The sequence below is a fragment of the Citrifermentans bemidjiense Bem genome (assembly GCF_000020725.1).
In the GTDB taxonomy this organism is placed as follows: Bacteria; Desulfobacterota; Desulfuromonadia; order Geobacterales; family Geobacteraceae; genus Geomonas; species Geomonas bemidjiensis.
Map to the genome: position 1 here is coordinate 305403 of NC_011146.1, position 17963 is coordinate 323365.

Below are 17963 nucleotides of genomic sequence, written 5' to 3' on the forward strand. Positions count from 1 at the left end.
GTCTTTGGTCCTGAAGCCTCCCTCGCCAGCCTATGCCATGCCCGACGAACCGGGGTTTCGGTTTTTCGTTGTCAATTATCCATTGTCAATTGTCAATTGGTTTTAGACGGTTTTAAACCGGTTCACCATCTCCTGTAACGAGCGCGCCGAAGCGGCCAGTTCCGCCGCCGCGCGGGCCGAGTTCTGCGCTCCGCTCGCCGCTTCCTCGACCACCCCGATTATTTCCCTCATGCTGTCGGTGATGTTTGACGTGGTCGCCGACTGCTCCTCAGCCGCGATCGCCACTTGCGACACGTACTCCAGAAGCGGCGTTATCTGCTCCTTGATGGTCCCGATGGCGCGGCTGGAATGCTGCACGTCCTCCGTCCCACTTCTGACACTGCCGGCGCTCCGCTCCATCAGCCCCACCACGTTCTTCACGTTGCCCTGCAGGCTGCGGATGATGCTCTGCACCTCATGGGTCGAGGCGGTGGTCCGTTCCGCGAGCCTTCTCACCTCGTCGGCCACCACCGCGAAGCCCCGACCCTGCTCCCCGGCACGTGCCGCTTCGATCGCCGCATTGAGGGCCAAAAGGTTGGTCTGGTCCGCGATGTCCTCGATGGCCACCACGATGTCGCCTATCTTGTCGGAGTTGGTTCCCAGCGCCTTGACCGCGTCCACCGTCCCGATCACCATCCGCTCTATCTCCTCCATGACCGAGGTCATCCGGGTGATGGTCTCCTCCCCCCTTGTCGTGGCGCTGCTGGTGCTACCCGCGCGGTCCGCCATCTGCTGGCAGCTCAAAGCTATGTCGTTGCTCACCCCCGCCATCTCGACCACGGCGCTGGAGACGGAGTTGGATTGCCGCGAGGCATGCTCGGTTCCTTGCGCCATCTGCTGCGAGGTGGCGCTCAGTTCGGAAGACGCCAGGGTGAGATGGTCGGCGGTCTGCTTGATGCCGGCGAGCATCCCCCGCATCGATTCCTGAAGTTTCTTCACCGCGTGCAGCATCTGGCTGATCTCGTTATGGCGGTTCACTACGATCTGCTCGCTCAGGTCCCCGTGGCCCATGGTCTCCAGATAACAGACGGCCCTGGCGAGGGGATTCCTGATGGACCAGATGTTGACCCAGCCAAACAGTCCCCCGGCGACAATGAAGAGGGTGACGGAGCCGTATTTGATCAGCGGCGAGTCGGCCTGCGAGGCAATCACCGAAGCAACGAGGCAGAGGCTGTAGCAGACGCAGAGCAGGCCCAGCCTGAATTTAATGGTGAGGTCGAGATAATAGTTCCAGATCCGGTTCATGCCTTTCTCCTTGCCGGTGATGCGCCAACGCGTTACAGGTGGCGAACGATGTTTTGATACGTCTGCCTTATCGGGGAGGGTCGAGAAAACTTGACGGGTCATGTAAACAAAAGATGGCGAATTTGCATAAAATAATCTGGCAAGGGGGAGGGGGGAGCTGTTTTAGAGCTGAGGCAAAAAACAAGCCGGGTCCGGGAAAAAGTTGTGCCTTGGCGCCCGCAAAACATGGTAGTCTAGACGCCGCCAGGGAATCCAAGAGGTTGAAGGGAGGTCGGGAATGGACGAGATCATTTCTGCAGAGATACGCCGCTTCGTTCAGGAAGAAAGCGGCAACCGGTTCGGTGAGAGCGGGGAGCGCTATTTCGACGACCCCCTAGTCGGGTTCGCCGCGGCGGACGATCCCCTTTTCCTCAAATACAAAGAGGTGATCGGGGAATTCCACTTAACCCCTGAGGAACTGGCTGAAACCGCGGAAGGAGGTTGCTGGCATCCCCGTACCGTGATCTGCTGGGTGCTTCCTATCACCGAGGCCACGCGCGCCAGCAACCGGCCGGAGACGATGTACCCGTCACGTGCCTGGGCGCAAACCCGGCACCACGGCGAAACCTTCAACACCTCGCTGCGCCGACACCTGGTCCGGTTTTTGGTTGAGCGCGGCCACCGCGCTTTAGCACCGCAACTGCACCCAGGCTGGCGCGAGTACGGCGAAACTCCGGTCGGGATCGCTTCATCTTGGTCCGAGCGCCATGCCGCCTACGCCGCCGGTTTCGGCACCTTCAGCCTGAACGACGCGCTCATAACCGAGCGCGGCATAGCGCACCGGTTGGGAACGGTGATTACCGACCTGGCCCTCACGCCTTCGCCGCGCCCCTATCTGCACCACAAGATCAACTGCCTGTGGCACCGCAACGGGACCTGCGGCGCCTGCATCGGCCGCTGCCCGGTTGGGGCACTTTCCAAGGAGGGGCACGACAAGCGGATCTGCCGCGACCACGTCTACGGCACCATCCCTGCCAAGGTGGCCGAGCAATACCAGGTCGCCAGCACCGGCTGCGGTCTCTGCCAGACCAGGGTTCCCTGCGAGGGAAAGATTCCGTAACCGGGCGCTGCCAAAAGGGGACCCCTCCCAGTTGCGGGGGGAAAGGCGTGCAACCGCTGCGTTGCCATCGGATGCCCCCTCCCTGTCCCTCCCCCTCCTGGGGAGGGGACGAGACAGCCGCAGCGTGATGAGATGGTATGGGAGGTCGGGAGGGGGGAAGGCCGCGGGAGGGGGAAAGGTTTTTCCGGAAGCTGGAGCTTCGGCAGGCCTTTTCCTGGTTCCCAAGCTCCAGCTTGGGAACCCAATGCGGCGCGAAGCTCCAGCTTCGCATCTACTGGAAGCTGAACGAGAAAAAGGGGACAGGCTACTTTTTGATTTGAAAAAGTAGCCTGTCCCCCTTTTTTTGCCGCGACTGCAGCCCAACGTCACTTCTGCTTCTTGCCGTTTCCCTTTGAACCCATCGCCGTCTGCATCGCCTCCCCCATTTTGGTGGGGCTCGTCGCGACGGTTACGCCGCATTCGGTGAGGGTGCGGATCTTGTCCGCAGCTTTTCCCTTGCCGCCGGTGATGATGGCGCCGGCATGCCCCATCCTCTTTCCCGGCGGCGCGGTCACGCCTGCGATAAACGCCGCGACCGGCTTCTTCATGTGCGTCTGAATCCAGACCGCCGCCTCTTCCTCCGCGGCTCCCCCGATCTCGCCGATCATGAAAACTCCCTCGGTGCCGGGGTCCTCGTTGAACATCTTCAGCACGTCCACGAAGTTCATCCCGATGATGGGATCCCCCCCGATGCCGACGCAGGTCGACTGGCCGAGCCCCATGTCGGTGAGCTGCTTGACCGCCTCGTAGGTGAGGGTGCCGCTGCGGGAGACGACGCCGATCTTGCCGGGCTTGTGGATGTGACCCGGCATGATGCCGATCTTGCATTCCCCGGGGGTGATGACGCCGGGGCAGTTGGGGCCGACCAGGCGCAGCTTGCTTTGCTGCAGGACCGCCTTCACCGGCACCATGTCGCGCACCGGAATCCCCTCGGTGATGCAAACTGCCAGTTCAAGACCGGCGGCAGCCGCTTCCAGGATGGCGTCAGCGGCGCCGGGAGGCGGCACGAAGATCATGGAGACGTTGGCGCTGGTGTACTTCACCGCCTCGGCCACCGTGTTGAAGACCGGGATACCTTCGATGTGAATCCCCCCTTTGCCGGGGGTGACCCCCGCTACCACGTTGCTGCCGTACTCGCGGCACTGCTGGGTGTGAAAGAGCCCGCTGCGGCCGGTGATCCCCTGCACCACGATTCTCGACGACTTATTGATCAATATGGACATATGAACTCTCCGGTTAAGTATGGGTCATAAACGGGATTCCTCGGAACCTGGCGTCCCCTCCCCCTTTGGGGGAGGGACAGGGTGAGGGAAGACCTGTCGCAGTCGCCGAAGCTACCCCGCCAGCATCTTCACGATTCGCGCGGCCGCGTCCCCAAGGTTGTCGCCGCATTGCACGTTGAGGCCGCTCTCGGTAAGAAGCCTCTTCCCTTCCTCGACCTGGCTCCCGTCCATGCGGACTACTATGGGGAGGGTGCAGTTCACCTCGCTGGCGGCCTCGATGATGCCGTGGGCGATCACGTCGCAGCGCATGATCCCGCCGAAGATGTTGACGAAGATCCCTTTCACGTCGCTGTCCTGAAGGATGATCTTGAACGCCTCGGCCACCTTCTCGCGGGTGGCCCCCCCTCCGACGTCGAGGAAGTTCGCAGGCTCGCCGCCGAATTCCTTCAGGACGTCTAGGGTAGCCATGGCGAGGCCTGCGCCGTTCACTAGGCAGCCGATGGTGCCGGTGAGCTTGATGTAGGCGAGATCGTATTTCCCTGCGTTGATCTCCAGGGGGTCCAACTGGGAGTAGTCCATCATGTCGGGGTATTCCCGGTGTCTGAAGATGGCGTTGTCGTCGAAGGTGATCTTGGCATCCATGGCCATGAGCCAACCGGCGCGGGTCACCACCAGCGGGTTGATCTCCACCAGGGCGCAGTCCTTCTCCAGGCAGACGCGGTAGAGGTTGAGGATGAGGCTGACGCAGTCCTCGCAGACGCTCCCGGAGAGGCCCAGCTGCAGGGCGATGTGGCGCGCCTGGAACGACCTGAGCCCGGTGAAGGGGTCGATGGTTAGGGTGTGGATCTTTTCCGGGCTCCTCGTCGCCACTTCCTCTATCTCCATCCCCCCCTCTGCGGAGGCGATCAGGATGTAGCGGGAAGTGCCGCGGTCCAGGGTAATGGAGAGGTAGAATTCGCGGGCGATGTCGACCGCCTCCTCGACCAGGATGCGCCTCACCTTGAGCCCTTCCGGCCCGGTCTGCGGGGTCACCAGGGTCTTTCCGAACAGCTCCTTGGCGAGGTCCTGGGCCTGTTCGGGGTGGTGCACCAGCTTGACCCCGCCGGCCTTCCCGCGTCCGCCGGCGTAGATCTGGGCCTTGACCACGCAGCGCCCGCCCATCTCCTTCGCGGCGCGCTCGACTTGGTCCGCGGTCAGGGCCACACGCCCGCGGGGCACCGGGATCCCGAATGTGCTCAGTATTTCCTTCGCCTGATATTCATGGATGTTCATCATGATCTCCTGTCCTGCAGCTTGTGGTTCGGTTGCGGACCGGACGGCGCCGCACGTTATTGTTCTACCAGCCTTTTCTAAGAAAAAAAGTGGCGCAGCCTTTTAATTTTATCCCGGACTGGCAGACAGGGCAGGGGAGGTCGCGTAAGGTCTTGGAATAGGAGTGAAAAACTAGAAGCTGGTAGGGGGAGTGACAAGGGGGGAGCAACCGCTCTTCCCATTAGAGCAAAAGAGTGGCAGTAAAAAGCTCATCTGTGATTCCGGTAAACTCAGAGTCCCCTCCCCCCCTGCGGGGGAGGGACAGGGTGGGGGGGAAGGTGCCGTCAAAGGGGGGCGTCTACGGGAAAGGGACCGGATCGCAGGGGGACAGGCACCTTCGGAGCCAGTCCCCTAGGTCGCGCCTTCATCAGCCCCCCTACTCCGTCTGGATATTGCGGCGAACCTTGGTTTTCTCCGGCCCCCGGGTGCACTCCAACTCGACCTCCGAGATTCTCCTGAAACTCCCTCCCGGGTTTTTCCTGGCTGCCCGCACCTGCCGCTCCAGTGCAATTTTCCGGCACTGCTCCAGTACGGCCCCAATATCGGCACCGGCGATGCCGCTGACCTCGAACCGGTGCTTTCGGGCCACTATCCCTTCCCCTTGGGTGCTGACGATGTTCCCCTGGCAGACCAGCTCTTCGGCCTGAGCGGCCCCGGCCGTAAGGAGGAGTATCGCTATCGGTAATATCTTGGTCATCTGAGCTCCTTTATCCTGCTGGGTCACTCTTCCAGGGTGCGGCGATGCCTCCTGAGAGCCCTCTGGTCTCCCCCTGCCGACCGCTGCTGCCGTTCCGCGGAAACGGAGCGGGAAGGTGCCGCCGGTACCGGCGCTACGGCGGCCGCCGGAGCAGGAGCTGCGATGGGCGCGGCCGCGGGCGCTATGGGCTGAGGCTGAGGGACCTGCGCCGACTGCACTAACTGAGGTGCCTGTGGCGGGGAGGACGCTGCGCCGCCCGGCGCTGTCGGTGCCGTCGGCGTGCCCGGGCTGGCGAGGGCTGGTCCCCCCTTTTTGCCGGTCGCAACGTCGAGCACCCGCGCTCTTTTGAGGTACCGGGCCGGGATCTCGTGGAGGCTGTTGGTATAGAAGGTGGTTCCCTTTGAGTCCTTCCAGGTGTACATCTCCGCCGCGGCGGCGGACGCAGTCAGGGCGAAAGCCAGCAGCATCACGAGTGTCTTCATTGTTCCTCCAGGGCCTGCAATCTGAACCTGGTTATTATTGAGGATAACCGGCGTCCGTTCAACCTAAAAATAGACCTAAAAGGTATCGGCAATATCCAGCAATGCCTTAGCTCCATCTCAGTGCAACTGTCATGAATAATTAACCCCATTGTGATATCCTAAGGGCTATGAGAAAAGGGGCAACGAAGAGCCTATAGGAGAAAAAAGCCATGAGGAAAGCAACATTTTTTGCAGGATTGCTGACAGTTTTAGTGGCGTCAGTTCTGGTTGTTCTTGAATCTGGTAAAGATTCGGCAATAGTTAACGCTGCTTCGCGGATCAAGGTCTTTTCAGCCGAGAAGGGGACCTATGTCATGAGCGACGAAATAGTGAAAAGCAAAGATGAGTGGAAGAAAATACTGACTCCGGAACAGTACCATGTACTGAGGGAGAAGGGGACCGAGCGCGCTTTCTCAGGTAAATACGCGACCAGCCATGAGCATGGCATCTACCGTTGCGCGGGATGCGGCCTCGACCTCTTCCGGTCCGAGGACAAGTTCGAATCCGGTACCGGATGGCCCAGCTTTACCGCGCCGATAGCCAAGGAGAACGTCAAGACCGAGGTGGACCGCAGCCTGTTCAGCACGCGCACCGAGATCCTTTGCCGCCGTTGCGGCGGACACCTGGGGCACGTCTTCAACGATGGGCCTAAACCGACCGGGCTTCGCTACTGCATGAACTCGGCGGCGCTGCAGTTTGTGGCCACGAAGTAGCTGCGGCTCCCCAGCCCACCTGCCGCGCCGGAAGGAATCCGATGCCGGGGGGGGGCAGGAGCTACGGCGGGGTCTGGCAGAGGAGAAGAGTGATGAAACGTATTCGATTCGCAATTCTTACCCTAACTGCGCTTTTCTGCGCGGCGGGACCAACCCTGGCAGCAAGCGCCACGGCGCCTGGGGGCAAGGGTACCCAGTCCGCCGGGCACCTGGAGAAGGCGACCTTTGCCGGGGGGTGCTTCTGGTGCATGGAGCACCCCTTTGACGAGCTGCCCGGTGTCGTCTCCGTCACCTCAGGCTATACCGGCGGCCATAAGATAAACCCCACTTACGAGGAGGTCTCCTCCGGGACCACCGGGCATGCAGAATCAATCCAGGTGGTGTACGACCCGGCGAAGATAGGTTACGACAAGCTCCTCGACGTCTTCTGGCACAACATCGACCCGCTGGCCAAGGACCGGCAGTTCTGCGACAGCGGCGAGCAGTACCGGAGTGCCATTTTTTACCATAACGAGGAGCAGCAACGCCTGGCCCTCCAGTCCAAGAAGGCGCTGGAGTCAAGCAAGAGGTTCAAAGAACCCATCGCCACCCAGATCGTGGCGGCGGGGGTGTTCTACCCCGCCGAGGAGTACCATCAGCACTACTACAAGAAGAACCCGATCCGCTACTTCTACTACCGCTCGAGCTGCGGGCGCGACCGGCGGCTGAAGGAGCTGTGGGGGCGTTAACGAGAGAGGCTATGAAAAACAGGGAAATCGCACGGATCTTTGCCGAGATCGCCGACATCCTGGAGATCAAGGAAGGGAACGTCTTCAAGATAAGGGCCTACCGGCGCGCGGCGCTCAACCTGGACGGCTTCAGCAGGGACCTGGCGCAGCTCTCCCACAAGGAACTCCTGGAGATTCCGGGGGTGGGGGCTGACCTTGCCGGGAGGATAGAGGAATACCTCCAGACCGGCACCATGGCTGCCTACGAGGAGTTGAAACAGGAGGTCCCCGCCGGCGTCTTCGCGCTATTGGCCATCCCGGACCTGGGCCCTAAGACGGCGAAGGCGATCTACGACGCCCTGCAGATAGCGAGCATCGAGGAGCTGGAAAAGGCCGCACTCGAACACAAGCTGATCGGCATCAAGGGGATTAAGCAGAAGACGGAGGAGAACATCCTCAAGGGGATAGCGGCGGTGAAGCGCGGGCGCGAGCGCCAGCCGCTGGGGCGCATGCTCCCTGCGGCGCAGGACCTGGTGGAGGCGCTCAAAGAGCGGGCTCCGGTGGAGCGGATCGAGGTCGCCGGAAGCATCCGGAGGCGCAGGGACAGCATCAAGGACATCGACATTGTCGCCACCTCGCCCGATCCGGCCGCCGTCATGGCGGCTTTTGTCGATTTGCCCCAGGTGCACGACGTTATCATGCGCGGCCCGACCCGTGCCAGCGTCACTATTCGCGAGGGGGTGCAGGTGGACCTGCGCGTGGTGGATCCTGCCTCCTATGGCGCCGCCCTTGCCTACCTCACCGGCAGCCAGGCCCACAACGTGCGCTTGCGCGAGATGGCCCAGAAACGGGGGCTGAAGATCAACGAATACGGGATCTTCCGTGAGGAGGACAACCAGCGCCTGGGGGGCGTGGACGAGGAAGACGTCTACCGCCTGCTGGACCTGGCCTTTGTCCCCCCGGTGCTGCGTGAGGACCGCGGCGAGATCGAAGCGGCCCTTTTGGGGAAGCTGCCGCAGCTGGTGACCCAGGCCGATATCAGGGGGGATCTGCACGTCCACTCCAGGTGGAGCGACGGCGCCCACGGCATCGCCGAGCTGGTGGAGGCGGCAAGGGAACGAGGCCTGTCCTACATCGCGGTAACCGATCATTCGCAGGGGCTAGGAGTGGCCCGCGGTCTTACGGTGGAGCGGCTTCGGGAACAGGCCGCGGAGATAAAGGAATTGAACCGGGAGCTCAAGGGATTCCGGGTCCTGCACGGCACCGAGATGGACATCCTGGGGGATGGAGCGCTCGATTTTCCCGACGAGGTGCTGAAGGGTCTCGACATAGTAGTCGCCTCCATCCACTCCGGGTTCAACAACTCGAAGGAAGTCATGACCTCGCGCATAGTGGCCGCCATGCGTAACCCCTACATCTCGATCATCGGGCATCCGACCGGGCGCATCCTAGGAGAGAGGGAAGGGTACCAGATCGACATGGACGAGGTGCTGCGGGTAGCCAAGGAGACCGGGACGGCGCTGGAGATAAACGCCTACCCGATGCGGCTGGACCTGGAGGATAAGCACGTGCGCCGCGCCAAGGAGCTGGGCATCATGATAGCCGTCAACACCGACACCCATGCCAAGCTGCAATTCGATTTTCTCCCCTACGGGATCTCGGTCGCCCAGCGCGGCTGGCTCGAACCTGCGGACGTGCTGAACACGCTGGATCCCGACCAGCTGCTGAAGAAGCTCAGAGAGAAAAGGAAGAGGATGGCTCGAAAATAAAGGTCATCGGGAAACGTCGCTCTAGGTCCCCCCTCCCCCGGTGGGAGGGGGTTAGGGGGTGGGGGTAGGTGCCACCTTTTGAGCTGCTGCCAAGTTCACCCACCCCCCTGGGGGAGAGCTGGAAACTGCTTGTGCAATACCTAACCGGACAACGCTGTGGACAGGGGGGATTTTGCCTCGGCAGTGTACGAACCAAGAAAGGTGAACAAGACCATGCCCAACTATTGGCTATTCAAATCCGAGCCCTCCAGTTTCTCGCTGGAGGACCTGAAACACCGACCCAACGCGACCGAGCATTGGGATGGGGTGCGCAACTACCAGGCACGCAACTTCCTGCGCGATGAGGTGCAGGTAGGCGACCAGGTGCTTTTCTATCACAGCAACATAGCCGAGCCGGCGGTGGTGGGGATCGCCGAGGTAGTAAGGGCGGGGTATCCCGACTTCACCGCCTTCGACCCCGAGAGCAATTACTTCGACCCGAAGAGCAACCCGGAAAAGCCCGCCTGGTTCATGGTGGACGTGAAATTCGTTCGCGAACTGCCGCGCCCGGTCACCTTGTCCGAACTGAAAACGGTGCCGGAGCTCTCCGGCATGGCGCTCCTGAACCGGAGCCGCCTCTCCATCCAACCGGTCCGCAAGGAAGAATGGGACCTGATACTTAAGCTGGCCGCAGTATAGCTGTGATCGCGGCAACCTGACCGAGGAACTCATGTCTATAAGGAAGCGTTCGAAGAAAGCGGGACTTGCCCCCGGAACCCTGATCCACATGGGGCGCGCCAAGACCGGCGCCACCAGGATCGACCTGGTCGAATACGACGAGTCGCACCTGGAGGCGCGGTCGGTCGAGTCGATCGAGCAATGCCTGGTGAAGAAGCCGCTCCCCACGGTGACCTGGGTCAACGTGGACGGGCTGGCAGACCTTGAGGTGCTGCGGCATTTCGGCAGTTGCTACGGCATCCATCCCTTGGTGCTGGAGGACATCCTTGCCACCGACCAAAGGCCGAAAGCCGCGGACTACGGGGAATACCTGTACGTGGTTCTCAAGATGATCACGCTGGATGGTGAGAGCGGCGAGTTGAAGTCGGAACAGGTGAGCCTGGTCCTGGGGCAAAACTACCTCGTCTCGTTCCAGGAGGGGCTTGAGGGTGATGTCTTCGAGCAGGTGAGAAGCCGGCTCAACAACGAGAAGGCGCGGCTGCGCGCAATGGGTCCCGACTTCCTGCTGCACGCGCTTCTCGACGTCATCGTGGACCACTACTTCCTGGTGCTGGAGGAGATATCGGACCGCATCGAGGACATCGAGGACGAGCTGATCGACAACCCGACCACCGCGACGGTCCAGGCCATCTACCGCCTGAAGCGGCAGTTGCTGTTCCTGCACAAGGCGTTCTGGCCGCTGCGCGAAGCGGTGAGCAGCCTGCAGCGGCGCGACTCCCAGCTGATCCGGGACACCACCGTCATCTACCTGAGGGATCTGTACGACCACACCGTGCAGGTCCTGGATACTCTGGAGACCCTGCGCGAGATGCTTTCGGGGATGCTGGACATCTACCTTTCCAGCGTTTCCAACCGTCTCAACGAAGTCATGAAGGTATTGACCATCATCGCCACCATCTTCATGCCCCTCTCCTTCATCGTCGGGCTGTACGGCATGAACTTCAAATACATGCCCGAGCTGGAATGGCATTACGGCTACTATATGGTGCTGTTCCTTTCCGCCCTCATCGGTGGGGGAATGCTGGTCTATTTCAAAAAGAGACGGTGGATCTAGGAACGCTCTCCACAAAAGCAAAGAGGACCGGGGAAATCTCCGGCCCTCTTTGCGTCTGCGATGTAACCCTATCTACAAGCTCTTCGCCGCGAGCTCGTAGACGTCCCGCGCCAAGCCCGGTTCGGCTAAGATCCTCTCCAGCTCCTTTTTCATCAACTCCTGCCGCCCCGCGTCGAAGCGCCGCCAGCGGCTGAAGGGGGTCAGCATGCGGGCCGCGATCTGCGGGTTGATGCCGTTCAGGCGCAGGATCTGGTCGCCCAAGAAGCGGTACCCCCTTCCTTCGGCGTCGTGGAAGCGGACCTGGTTCGCCTGGCTGAAGGCGCCGACCAAAGAGCGGACCCGGTTGGGGTTCCGGATGTCGAAGTCGGGGTGGTCCAAAAGCTCGAGGACCCGGTCGAGCGTCTGCGGCAGACGGGAAGTCGCCTGCAGGCTGAACCACTTGTCGATGACGCCGCGGTCGTCGCGCCATTTCCGGTAGAAGGCCTCCAGCGCCTCCTCGCGCTCGGGGCAGTCGCAGCCGGCCAGCGTGGCGAGCGCGCCAAGGCTGTCGGTCATGTTGTCGGCGTTCTTAAACTGTTCCATCGCCATGCCTATCGCCTCCCTGGATCCGGGCGCCATCAGGTAGGAGAGGCAGAGGTTCTTGAGCCTGCGGCAACCGGCGAGGCCGTCGTCGGGGTGGTAAGGGGACTTGGGGGCGCACGCCGCGCGCGCCCCCACCAACTGCGCCCGCAGCCGCTCGCCCACCGTCGCGCGCACCAGTTCCCGCGCCTCATGAATGGCGGCCGGGTCGATTACCTTCATCTGCTCGGCGAGATAGCCCTCGGCGGGGAGGGTGAGCGCCTCGGCTAGGAAGGCGCGGTCCTGCCGCTGGTCGGTAAGGAGCGTGCCGAAGGAGCCGATGAAGGCTTCCGGCACCGTCGGAGTCCCCCCCGCCTGTATCTCGCGCACCAGCCCCATGATCACCTGCACCGCCTGCACCTGCCCCGCCTCCCAGCGCACGAAGGGATCGCTGTCGCTGGTCATCAGCAAGGTGAGGTCGTCTTGGCTGTAGGGGTACACGAGCTTCACCGGGGCGGAGAAGTTCCGCAAGAGAGACGGCACCGGCTTGGAGGCTATCCCGGTGAACCGGAAGCTTTGCGTCTCTTGGCGCAGCTCCAGCACCCTGGTGATCGCTCCCTGGCTCTTCTCTCCCTCAAGCTGCAGCGGCAGCTCGCGCCCCTGCCGGTTCAAAAGCCCGATGGAGAGCGGTATGTGGAACGGCTCCTTCTCGGCCTGCCCCGGGGTGGGGGGGCAGCTCTGCGTCACGGTCAGCGTGTAGACGCCGCTTGCCTGATCGAAATCGTCACTCACGGTAAGGACCGGGGTGCCGGACTGGTTGTACCAGCGCATGAACTGGGAGAGGTCGCGCTTTCCCGCGTCCGCCATGGCCTGGACGAATTCGTCTACCCGGACCGCCTGGCCGTCGTGCCGTTCGAAGTACAGGTCCATTCCCGCGCGGAAGGCCTCCCGCCCCAGGAGGGTCTGCAGCATCCTGATCACCTCGCCACCCTTGTGGTAGACCGTCATGCTGTAGAAGTTGTTGATCTCCACGTAGGAGTCGGGGCGGACCGGGTGGGCCAGGGGACTCGCATCCTCGGGGAACTGGGAGGAGCGCAATAGCCTCACGTCGGCGATCCTCTTCACCGGGCGCGACTGCATGTCGGCGGAGAATTCCTGGTCCCGGAAGATGGTGAGCCCTTCCTTTAAGGAGAGCTGGAACCAGTCGCGGCAGGTAATCCGGTTGCCGGTCCAGTTGTGGAAGTATTCGTGCCCGATCACCTCTTCGATGGCCTGGTAGTCGTCATCGGTAGCGGTCTCGGGGCTGGCGAGGACATAGCGCGAGTTGAAGACGTTCAACCCCTTGTTCTCCATCGCTCCCATGTTGAAGTCGTCCACGGCGACGACCATGTAGGTGTCCAGATCGTACTCGCGGCCGAACTGCTCCTCGTCCCAGCGCATCGCCTCAATGAGCGACCTGAGCGCGTGGTCGCACTTCCCCTGGTTCTTCTCTTCGACGTAAATCTCCAGGTTGACCTGCCGGCCGCTCATGGTGGTGAAGCGGTCCGAGATGTGGACCAGGTCCCCCGCCACCACGGCGAAGAGGTAGCTCGGCTTTTTAAACGGGTCGTGCCAGGTGGCGAAATGCCGCCCGTCCGGGAGATCCCCCTTTTCCACCAGGTTGCCGTTGGCCAAGAGCACCGGGCAGGACCCCTTGTCCGCTTTCAAGATGACGGTGTAGACCGCCATGACGTCGGGGCGGTCGGTGAAGTAGGTGATGCGGCGGAACCCCTCGGCCTCGCACTGGGTGCAGAGCATGGGGCCGGAGGCATAGAGCCCGGAGAGCGCGCTGTTCGCCTTGGGGCTTATCTGCGTGGTCACCTCCAAAAGGAAGCTCTCCGGCGGATCGGTCACGGTGAGCGCGCCGTCCCCTGCCGTATATCGCGCCGGCTCCAGTTCGACCCCGTCCAGCTTGAGCGACACCAGGGTCAGCTCCTCTCCGTCCAAAACCAGCGGCCGCAAGCCTTGCGCCCGGTCGTAGTTGGAGCGGATCTTGAGCCGGGACGCAACCCAGGTCAGTTCTGGGTCCAGGTCGAAGGACAATTCAACTGTCTCAACGAGGTAGTCAGGCGCGGAATAATCTTTCTGGTAAACGGTCTGGTGCTGGCAGGTATGCATAGGCTCCCTCTCAAAGGATGTAGGAATGGCAAAGGAAGTATTGTACCGGCGCGAGCAATTGTTTTCAATGTCTTAGCACGTCGAGGGGTTGGTTTTCAGCGAGCCTCAGCGCGGCATTTGCGGCTTAGTCGTACTTAACTCGCGGGCCGGCCATGATGAAGCGGTGGCAAAGGCACCTCAATAACCGGGCTTACTGTCATAGCGATGTTGACTTTGTCAGGCGATAAGGCTATAAGTTGCCGCATGAAAATCGTCCTAGCCCTGTTGCTTCTTGCCCTTTTCTCCTGGCCCTGTCATGCCACCGAGCAATACGCCGCCCAGACCGGCAAGAGCTGCTCGGCCTGCCATCTGGACCCGGCAGGCGGGGGCGAGCTCACCGCCGAGGGGAAGGCGTTTTCGGCCTCGAAAGCTTCGCCCGGCAAAGCTCCCGGCGTTTCCGCACCTGCCAAGGCCCCTAATGTCTCCGCTCCCGCCCAGGCCTCCGGCATCACCGCAGCCGCCAAGGTTTTCCGATTCGTCATCGGTTACATCCATATGCTGACCGCGATCCTCTGGTTCGGCACCATCCTATACGTGCACCTGGTGTTGAAGCCCGCCTACGCGGCCGGCGGCCTGCCGCGCGGGGAGGTTCGCGTGGGGGTGCTTTCCATGGCGGTCATGGGAATCACCGGAATAGTCCTTACCTACTTCCGCGTAACCTCGTGGGACATGCTGCTGCACACCCGCTTCGGGGTGCTGCTCATGATCAAGATAGGCCTGTACCTGGTGATGGTCTGCACCGCGGCTTACGTGGTGCTCTTCATCGGCCCCAAGCTGAAGGCAAAGCGCAGGGAACCGGCGACGCTCCCGCAGGGAGGGGACCTGACCATCGACGAGCTGGCCTCCTGCGACGGCAAGGAGGGGCGTCCCGCCTGGTTCGCCTACCAGGGGAAGCTCTATGACGCCACCGCGAGCAGGCTCTGGAAGCAGGGTGTGCACATGGGGCGGCACAACGCCGGGGAAGATCTGACCGAAGCGCTGAAGCTCGCGCCGCACGGATCGGAAAAAGTAGCCATCATGCCTGCGGTAGGGGCGCTCGTGGCGCAGACCGACCGCAAGGCTCCGCTGCACGAGCGTGTTTTCTTCTTCATGGCCTACATGAATCTCAGCATCGTTTTCCTCGTGGTGCTGATACTTGCCCTTTGGCGCTGGGCTTAGATAGATCCCCGGCAAAACCGGGAAGAAGGAAGGGTCGTGAAGCAACTCCGCATTTTCCCCAAGAGCAGTTCCATAAGAAATCCCGATTCCCTGCTGCGCCTTTTCGTTATCATCGCGCTAGTTTCCACCTTCGTCATCACCATAGCGGCGGGTCTTGTCTTCGTCGAGGTGCTGCAGCGCCATGTAATCCGCAACGCCGAAGAAGATGCCATAAAGGTAAGCAGCGCCCTCCTCGCGACTGACCGTGCGCGCCTTACCGCCAGGCAGGCCGACGGCAGCGTCAAGGTTGCGGTCGCCTCGGCCGACCTGCCGGAGATGGACCGCCACTTCAGGAAGTTCCTTTCCCCCTTCGACATCGTCAAGATCAAGATCTACTCCGCCGACAGCACCATCGTCTACAGCACCGAGGCAAGCCTCATCGGCAAGGTCGACAACCACAACTCCCGGCTGGACCACGCCTTGGAGGGGCTCTTCGACTCGAAGCTGGAGAGGAAGGAAGAGGTGAAAGACCTGGCCTCCGAGATGAAGTTCAACGTGGACGTAGTGGAAACGTACATCCCGATCTGGGATAACGGCCAAGTGATCGGGAGCTTCGAGGTCTACATCGACGTCACCGAGTACCGCCACGATACGGCGAATACCGCGTCCTTGGCGCTCGGCGCCCTGGCGGGCATCCTGGTCGTGGTTTTCGGCATCTCTTACTTCCTGGTCCGAAAGGGGACGAGGGAGATCAAGGAGATCCAGGAGGTGCTGAAAAAGCAGACCATGACCGATGCCCTCACCGGGACCTTCAACAAGGGCCAAATCGAGCTTTTGGCGTGCAAGGAGTTCGCCCGCTGTGTCCGCAGAAACGAGAAAGGGCTCGGGGACGCGGACCTGGGGTTCATCATGATCGACATCGACCGGTTCAAGGAAGTAAACGACAACTACGGGCATCTGGCGGGGGACGTCCTGCTGCAGCAGTTCGCGGCCAGGATCGCGCGCTCGCTGCGCAACTACGATTCCATCGGGCGTTTCGGCGGCGAGGAATTCCTGGTGATGCTCCCAGGCTCCGACCTCGAGCAGACGCGGGCAGTCGCGCAGAAAATTTGGTCCCTGCTTCGGGAAGAGCCTTACCTCGTCGATGGGCGTGAAATCGACCTGACCGCGAGCCTCGGCGCCGCCGCCGTCAAAGAGGGGGACGCCGACCTGCTCCATGTCCTCAAGCGGGCGGACCAGAGGCTCTACGCCGCTAAAAGCGCTGGGCGCGACCGGGTAGTCTGATCGCCTACAGGCTCGGCGAGCCTTCCCCGCCGCCTCTTTTCACCCGTTTCTCACCCCGATGGCACCTTCCCCCACCCCCTGACCCCCTCCCGCAAGGGGAGGGGGGACCAAAGCGACCTTTCCGGGAATTCCCCGATGAACCTTTGTCTGCAAGGAACCCTTCGCCGCGTGCCGCGCAGGTCTCGCAGGCGCTGCCTCCTGAGCGGCGGCTGTGAGCGGGTTTTCGGATGACAGGAGGGGAGCAACACTGTTACTATCGTCAGCCACCGCCACCGCAGCCAGCCGGCAGAGCTTGGAAGGAGAGACAGATCATGACCGTGGAGAAGAACCTGCGCCTGGAGGGGATCTACCCCCAGCGCCAGAAGGAATTTTACATGCAGCGGGTGAAGCTCCCCGCGGGGATCATATCCGCGGAGCAGGCGCTCAAGGTGGCGCAACTCGCAGAGCGCTTCGCCAAAGGGTTGGTGCACCTGACCACCAGGGGGAGCATCGAGCTGCATTGGCTCACCGAAGGCGATCTTGAGTTCGTGGCGGGCCAGCTGGCGATGGTGGGGCTTTACAACCGGGGTGCCTGCGGCGGCGCGGTACGCGGCGTGGTCTGCGGCAGCCTGGCGGCGGCCGGGGCCCCTGCCTTGGAGGCCTTGGTGCGTAGGATCCACCGGCACTTCACCGGCAACGCGCGCTTCGAAAAACTCCCCAAGAAGTTCAAGGTGGGCGTGGAGGCGGACGTCTCAAGCGGGCGGCACCTGATCCAGGATCTGGGGCTCGTGCCGGCGGCGTCGGGGGAACCTTCGCGTTTCGACGTCTGGGCGGCCGGCGGCCTTGGGCGCGAGCCGATCCCCGGCTTCCTGCTGGCGCGGGACGTGGCCGAGGATGCGCTGATTCCGTTGATCGAGCGGGTGGCCCGGGTTTACCAGGCCAATACCCCGGCGGGGAAGCGTCTGAAGCACCTGATACGCGAGATCGGGCAGGACGAGTTTCGGCTGAGGGTCTTGGGAGACGCAGAGGAGATTTCCAGCGCGCCGACCCTGACGGGGAGCCTCGTTCCCGTGCCGGCGGACACGTCGGGGCGCCTGGAGGCGCATGTCTTCGCCGGCGAACTTTCCTGCCAAGGTCTCGTTGCGCTGGCGGAGATCACCCGGGAGTACTGCGGCGGGATCCTGATGATAACCGGCGACCAGAACGTGAAGATGCATCTCTCCGAGGGTGGGGAGCGCGAGAAGGCTGTCGCCGCCCTGGCCGCAGCGGGGTTTGCCGGGGAGAGCGCCAGGGAGAAAGTAATCTTCCGGGTCTGCCCGGGGACACACGAGTGCGTCATGGGGCTCTCTGCGACCCGCGAGGTCGCGGCGGCCGTGGTGGAGCAGATGGGGGAGGAGGCGCTGGGGCTTACCTGGGCCATTTCCGGCTGCCCCAACTGCTGCGCGCAGCCCCAGCTGGCGCAGGCGGGTATCGTCTCCTCCCGCCTCGTGACCGATCCGGCCGGGCGTGCGTCGCGTTTCGACCTGTACCGTCCCGGCGCCGGCCCCTTTGCCGAGCCGGTGCAGCAGGGGCTCACCCTGCCGCAGCTTTTGGCGGAGGTGAAGAAAATCTGAAAAACAGATAAAGATAGAGATAGAGATAAAGAAAACCCCAAAAGCTCTCAAAACCGAAAAGC

15 protein-coding genes are annotated in these 17963 nt (G+C 62.3%); 9 read left to right on the forward strand and 6 right to left on the reverse strand.

The window, feature by feature from the left end; genetic code table 11:
- Window positions 1–102: 102 nt before the first annotated feature.
- Entirely contained in the window at window positions 103–1284 is a 1182-nt protein-coding gene (locus GBEM_RS01290; protein ID WP_012528696.1) for a methyl-accepting chemotaxis protein, read from the reverse strand.
- A 277-nt stretch (window positions 1285–1561) separates the two neighbouring features.
- On the opposite strand from GBEM_RS01290, the gene GBEM_RS01295 reads away from it, so the two are divergent.
- Window positions 1562–2383: a (Fe-S)-binding protein gene (locus GBEM_RS01295; RefSeq protein ID WP_012528697.1), complete on the forward strand. Its 822-nt coding sequence runs from the start codon at window positions 1562–1564 to the stop codon at window positions 2381–2383.
- A gap of 365 nt (window positions 2384–2748) precedes the next feature.
- Here GBEM_RS01295 and sucD read toward each other — a convergent pair whose 3' ends face one another.
- The 4 genes from sucD to GBEM_RS01320 form a co-directional block, all read right to left on the reverse strand.
- Window positions 2749–3645 carry a succinate--CoA ligase subunit alpha gene (sucD, locus tag GBEM_RS01305; RefSeq protein WP_012528698.1) on the reverse strand — a complete coding sequence of 299 codons (897 nt, stop codon included), beginning with the start codon at window positions 3643–3645 and terminating at the stop codon, window positions 2749–2751.
- 111 nt (window positions 3646–3756) lie between these two features.
- Window positions 3757–4917: an ADP-forming succinate--CoA ligase subunit beta gene (sucC, locus tag GBEM_RS01310; RefSeq protein ID WP_012528699.1), complete on the reverse strand. Its 1161-nt coding sequence runs from the start codon at window positions 4915–4917 to the stop codon at window positions 3757–3759.
- A gap of 415 nt (window positions 4918–5332) precedes the next feature.
- Window positions 5333–5653, reverse strand: coding sequence for a hypothetical protein (locus GBEM_RS01315; protein WP_012528700.1), 321 nt, complete (start codon window positions 5651–5653; stop codon window positions 5333–5335).
- A 23-nt stretch (window positions 5654–5676) separates the two neighbouring features.
- Window positions 5677–6135 (reverse strand): DUF4124 domain-containing protein, encoded by a 459-nt coding sequence (locus GBEM_RS01320; protein ID WP_012528701.1) that lies wholly within the window; start codon window positions 6133–6135, stop codon window positions 5677–5679.
- Window positions 6136–6488: 353 nt separating this feature from the next.
- Between GBEM_RS01320 and msrB the strand changes: the two genes are divergently transcribed.
- From msrB to corA, 5 genes are all read left to right on the forward strand, one after another.
- Window positions 6489–6887 carry a peptide-methionine (R)-S-oxide reductase MsrB gene (gene msrB / locus GBEM_RS01325; protein ID WP_041262507.1) on the forward strand — a complete coding sequence of 133 codons (399 nt, stop codon included), beginning with the start codon at window positions 6489–6491 and terminating at the stop codon, window positions 6885–6887.
- 92 nt (window positions 6888–6979) lie between these two features.
- Window positions 6980–7615 carry a peptide-methionine (S)-S-oxide reductase MsrA gene (msrA, locus tag GBEM_RS01330; protein ID WP_012528703.1) on the forward strand — a complete coding sequence of 212 codons (636 nt, stop codon included), beginning with the start codon at window positions 6980–6982 and terminating at the stop codon, window positions 7613–7615.
- Window positions 7616–7626: 11 nt separating this feature from the next.
- Complete coding sequence (polX, locus tag GBEM_RS01335; RefSeq protein ID WP_012528704.1) at window positions 7627–9363, forward strand: DNA polymerase/3'-5' exonuclease PolX; 1737 nt, start codon at window positions 7627–7629, stop codon at window positions 9361–9363.
- A 213-nt stretch (window positions 9364–9576) separates the two neighbouring features.
- Window positions 9577–10041, forward strand: a complete 465-nt coding sequence (locus GBEM_RS01340) for an EVE domain-containing protein (protein WP_012528705.1) — start codon at window positions 9577–9579, stop codon at window positions 10039–10041.
- 31 nt (window positions 10042–10072) lie between these two features.
- Window positions 10073–11134 carry a magnesium/cobalt transporter CorA gene (corA, locus tag GBEM_RS01345; protein WP_012528706.1) on the forward strand — a complete coding sequence of 354 codons (1062 nt, stop codon included), beginning with the start codon at window positions 10073–10075 and terminating at the stop codon, window positions 11132–11134.
- A gap of 72 nt (window positions 11135–11206) precedes the next feature.
- Here the strand turns inward: corA and pepN are convergent, their stop codons facing one another.
- The gene (pepN, locus tag GBEM_RS01350) at window positions 11207–13849 is read right to left on the reverse strand and encodes an aminopeptidase N (RefSeq protein ID WP_012528707.1); all 2643 of its coding nucleotides are present in this window, start codon (window positions 13847–13849) and stop codon (window positions 11207–11209) included.
- Window positions 13850–14092: 243 nt separating this feature from the next.
- Between pepN and GBEM_RS01355 the strand changes: the two genes are divergently transcribed.
- The 3 genes from GBEM_RS01355 (at window position 14093) to GBEM_RS01365 (ending at window position 17901) form a co-directional block, all read left to right on the forward strand.
- Window positions 14093–15046 (forward strand): CopD family protein, encoded by a 954-nt coding sequence (locus GBEM_RS01355; RefSeq protein WP_041262510.1) that lies wholly within the window; start codon window positions 14093–14095, stop codon window positions 15044–15046.
- Window positions 15047–15082: 36 nt separating this feature from the next.
- Window positions 15083–16309 carry a GGDEF domain-containing protein gene (locus tag GBEM_RS01360; protein ID WP_012528709.1) on the forward strand — a complete coding sequence of 409 codons (1227 nt, stop codon included), beginning with the start codon at window positions 15083–15085 and terminating at the stop codon, window positions 16307–16309.
- Between the two features lie 311 nt (window positions 16310–16620).
- On the forward strand, window positions 16621–17901 hold the full coding sequence (locus GBEM_RS01365) for a nitrite/sulfite reductase (protein ID WP_012528710.1): 1281 nt from the start codon (window positions 16621–16623) through the stop codon (window positions 17899–17901).
- The last annotated feature ends 62 nt before the right edge of the window (window positions 17902–17963 follow it).

Coding starts and splice junctions, on each gene's coding strand:
- msrA (WP_012528703.1), top strand. CDS start 6,980: ATGAAACGTATTCGATTCGCAATTCTTACCCTAACTGCGCTTTTCTGC.
- sucC (WP_012528699.1), bottom strand. CDS start 4,917: ATGAACATCCATGAATATCAGGCGAAGGAAATACTGAGCACATTCGGG.
- msrB (WP_041262507.1), top strand. CDS start 6,489: ATGAGCGACGAAATAGTGAAAAGCAAAGATGAGTGGAAGAAAATACTG.
- polX (WP_012528704.1), top strand. CDS start 7,627: ATGAAAAACAGGGAAATCGCACGGATCTTTGCCGAGATCGCCGACATC.
- GBEM_RS01340 (WP_012528705.1), top strand. CDS start 9,577: ATGCCCAACTATTGGCTATTCAAATCCGAGCCCTCCAGTTTCTCGCTG.
- pepN (WP_012528707.1), bottom strand. CDS start 13,849: ATGCATACCTGCCAGCACCAGACCGTTTACCAGAAAGATTATTCCGCG.
- sucD (WP_012528698.1), bottom strand. CDS start 3,645: ATGTCCATATTGATCAATAAGTCGTCGAGAATCGTGGTGCAGGGGATC.
- GBEM_RS01320 (WP_012528701.1), bottom strand. CDS start 6,135: ATGAAGACACTCGTGATGCTGCTGGCTTTCGCCCTGACTGCGTCCGCC.
- GBEM_RS01295 (WP_012528697.1), top strand. CDS start 1,562: ATGGACGAGATCATTTCTGCAGAGATACGCCGCTTCGTTCAGGAAGAA.
- corA (WP_012528706.1), top strand. CDS start 10,073: ATGTCTATAAGGAAGCGTTCGAAGAAAGCGGGACTTGCCCCCGGAACC.
- GBEM_RS01365 (WP_012528710.1), top strand. CDS start 16,621: ATGACCGTGGAGAAGAACCTGCGCCTGGAGGGGATCTACCCCCAGCGC.
- GBEM_RS01290 (WP_012528696.1), bottom strand. CDS start 1,284: ATGAACCGGATCTGGAACTATTATCTCGACCTCACCATTAAATTCAGG.
- GBEM_RS01315 (WP_012528700.1), bottom strand. CDS start 5,653: ATGACCAAGATATTACCGATAGCGATACTCCTCCTTACGGCCGGGGCC.
- GBEM_RS01355 (WP_041262510.1), top strand. CDS start 14,093: ATGAAAATCGTCCTAGCCCTGTTGCTTCTTGCCCTTTTCTCCTGGCCC.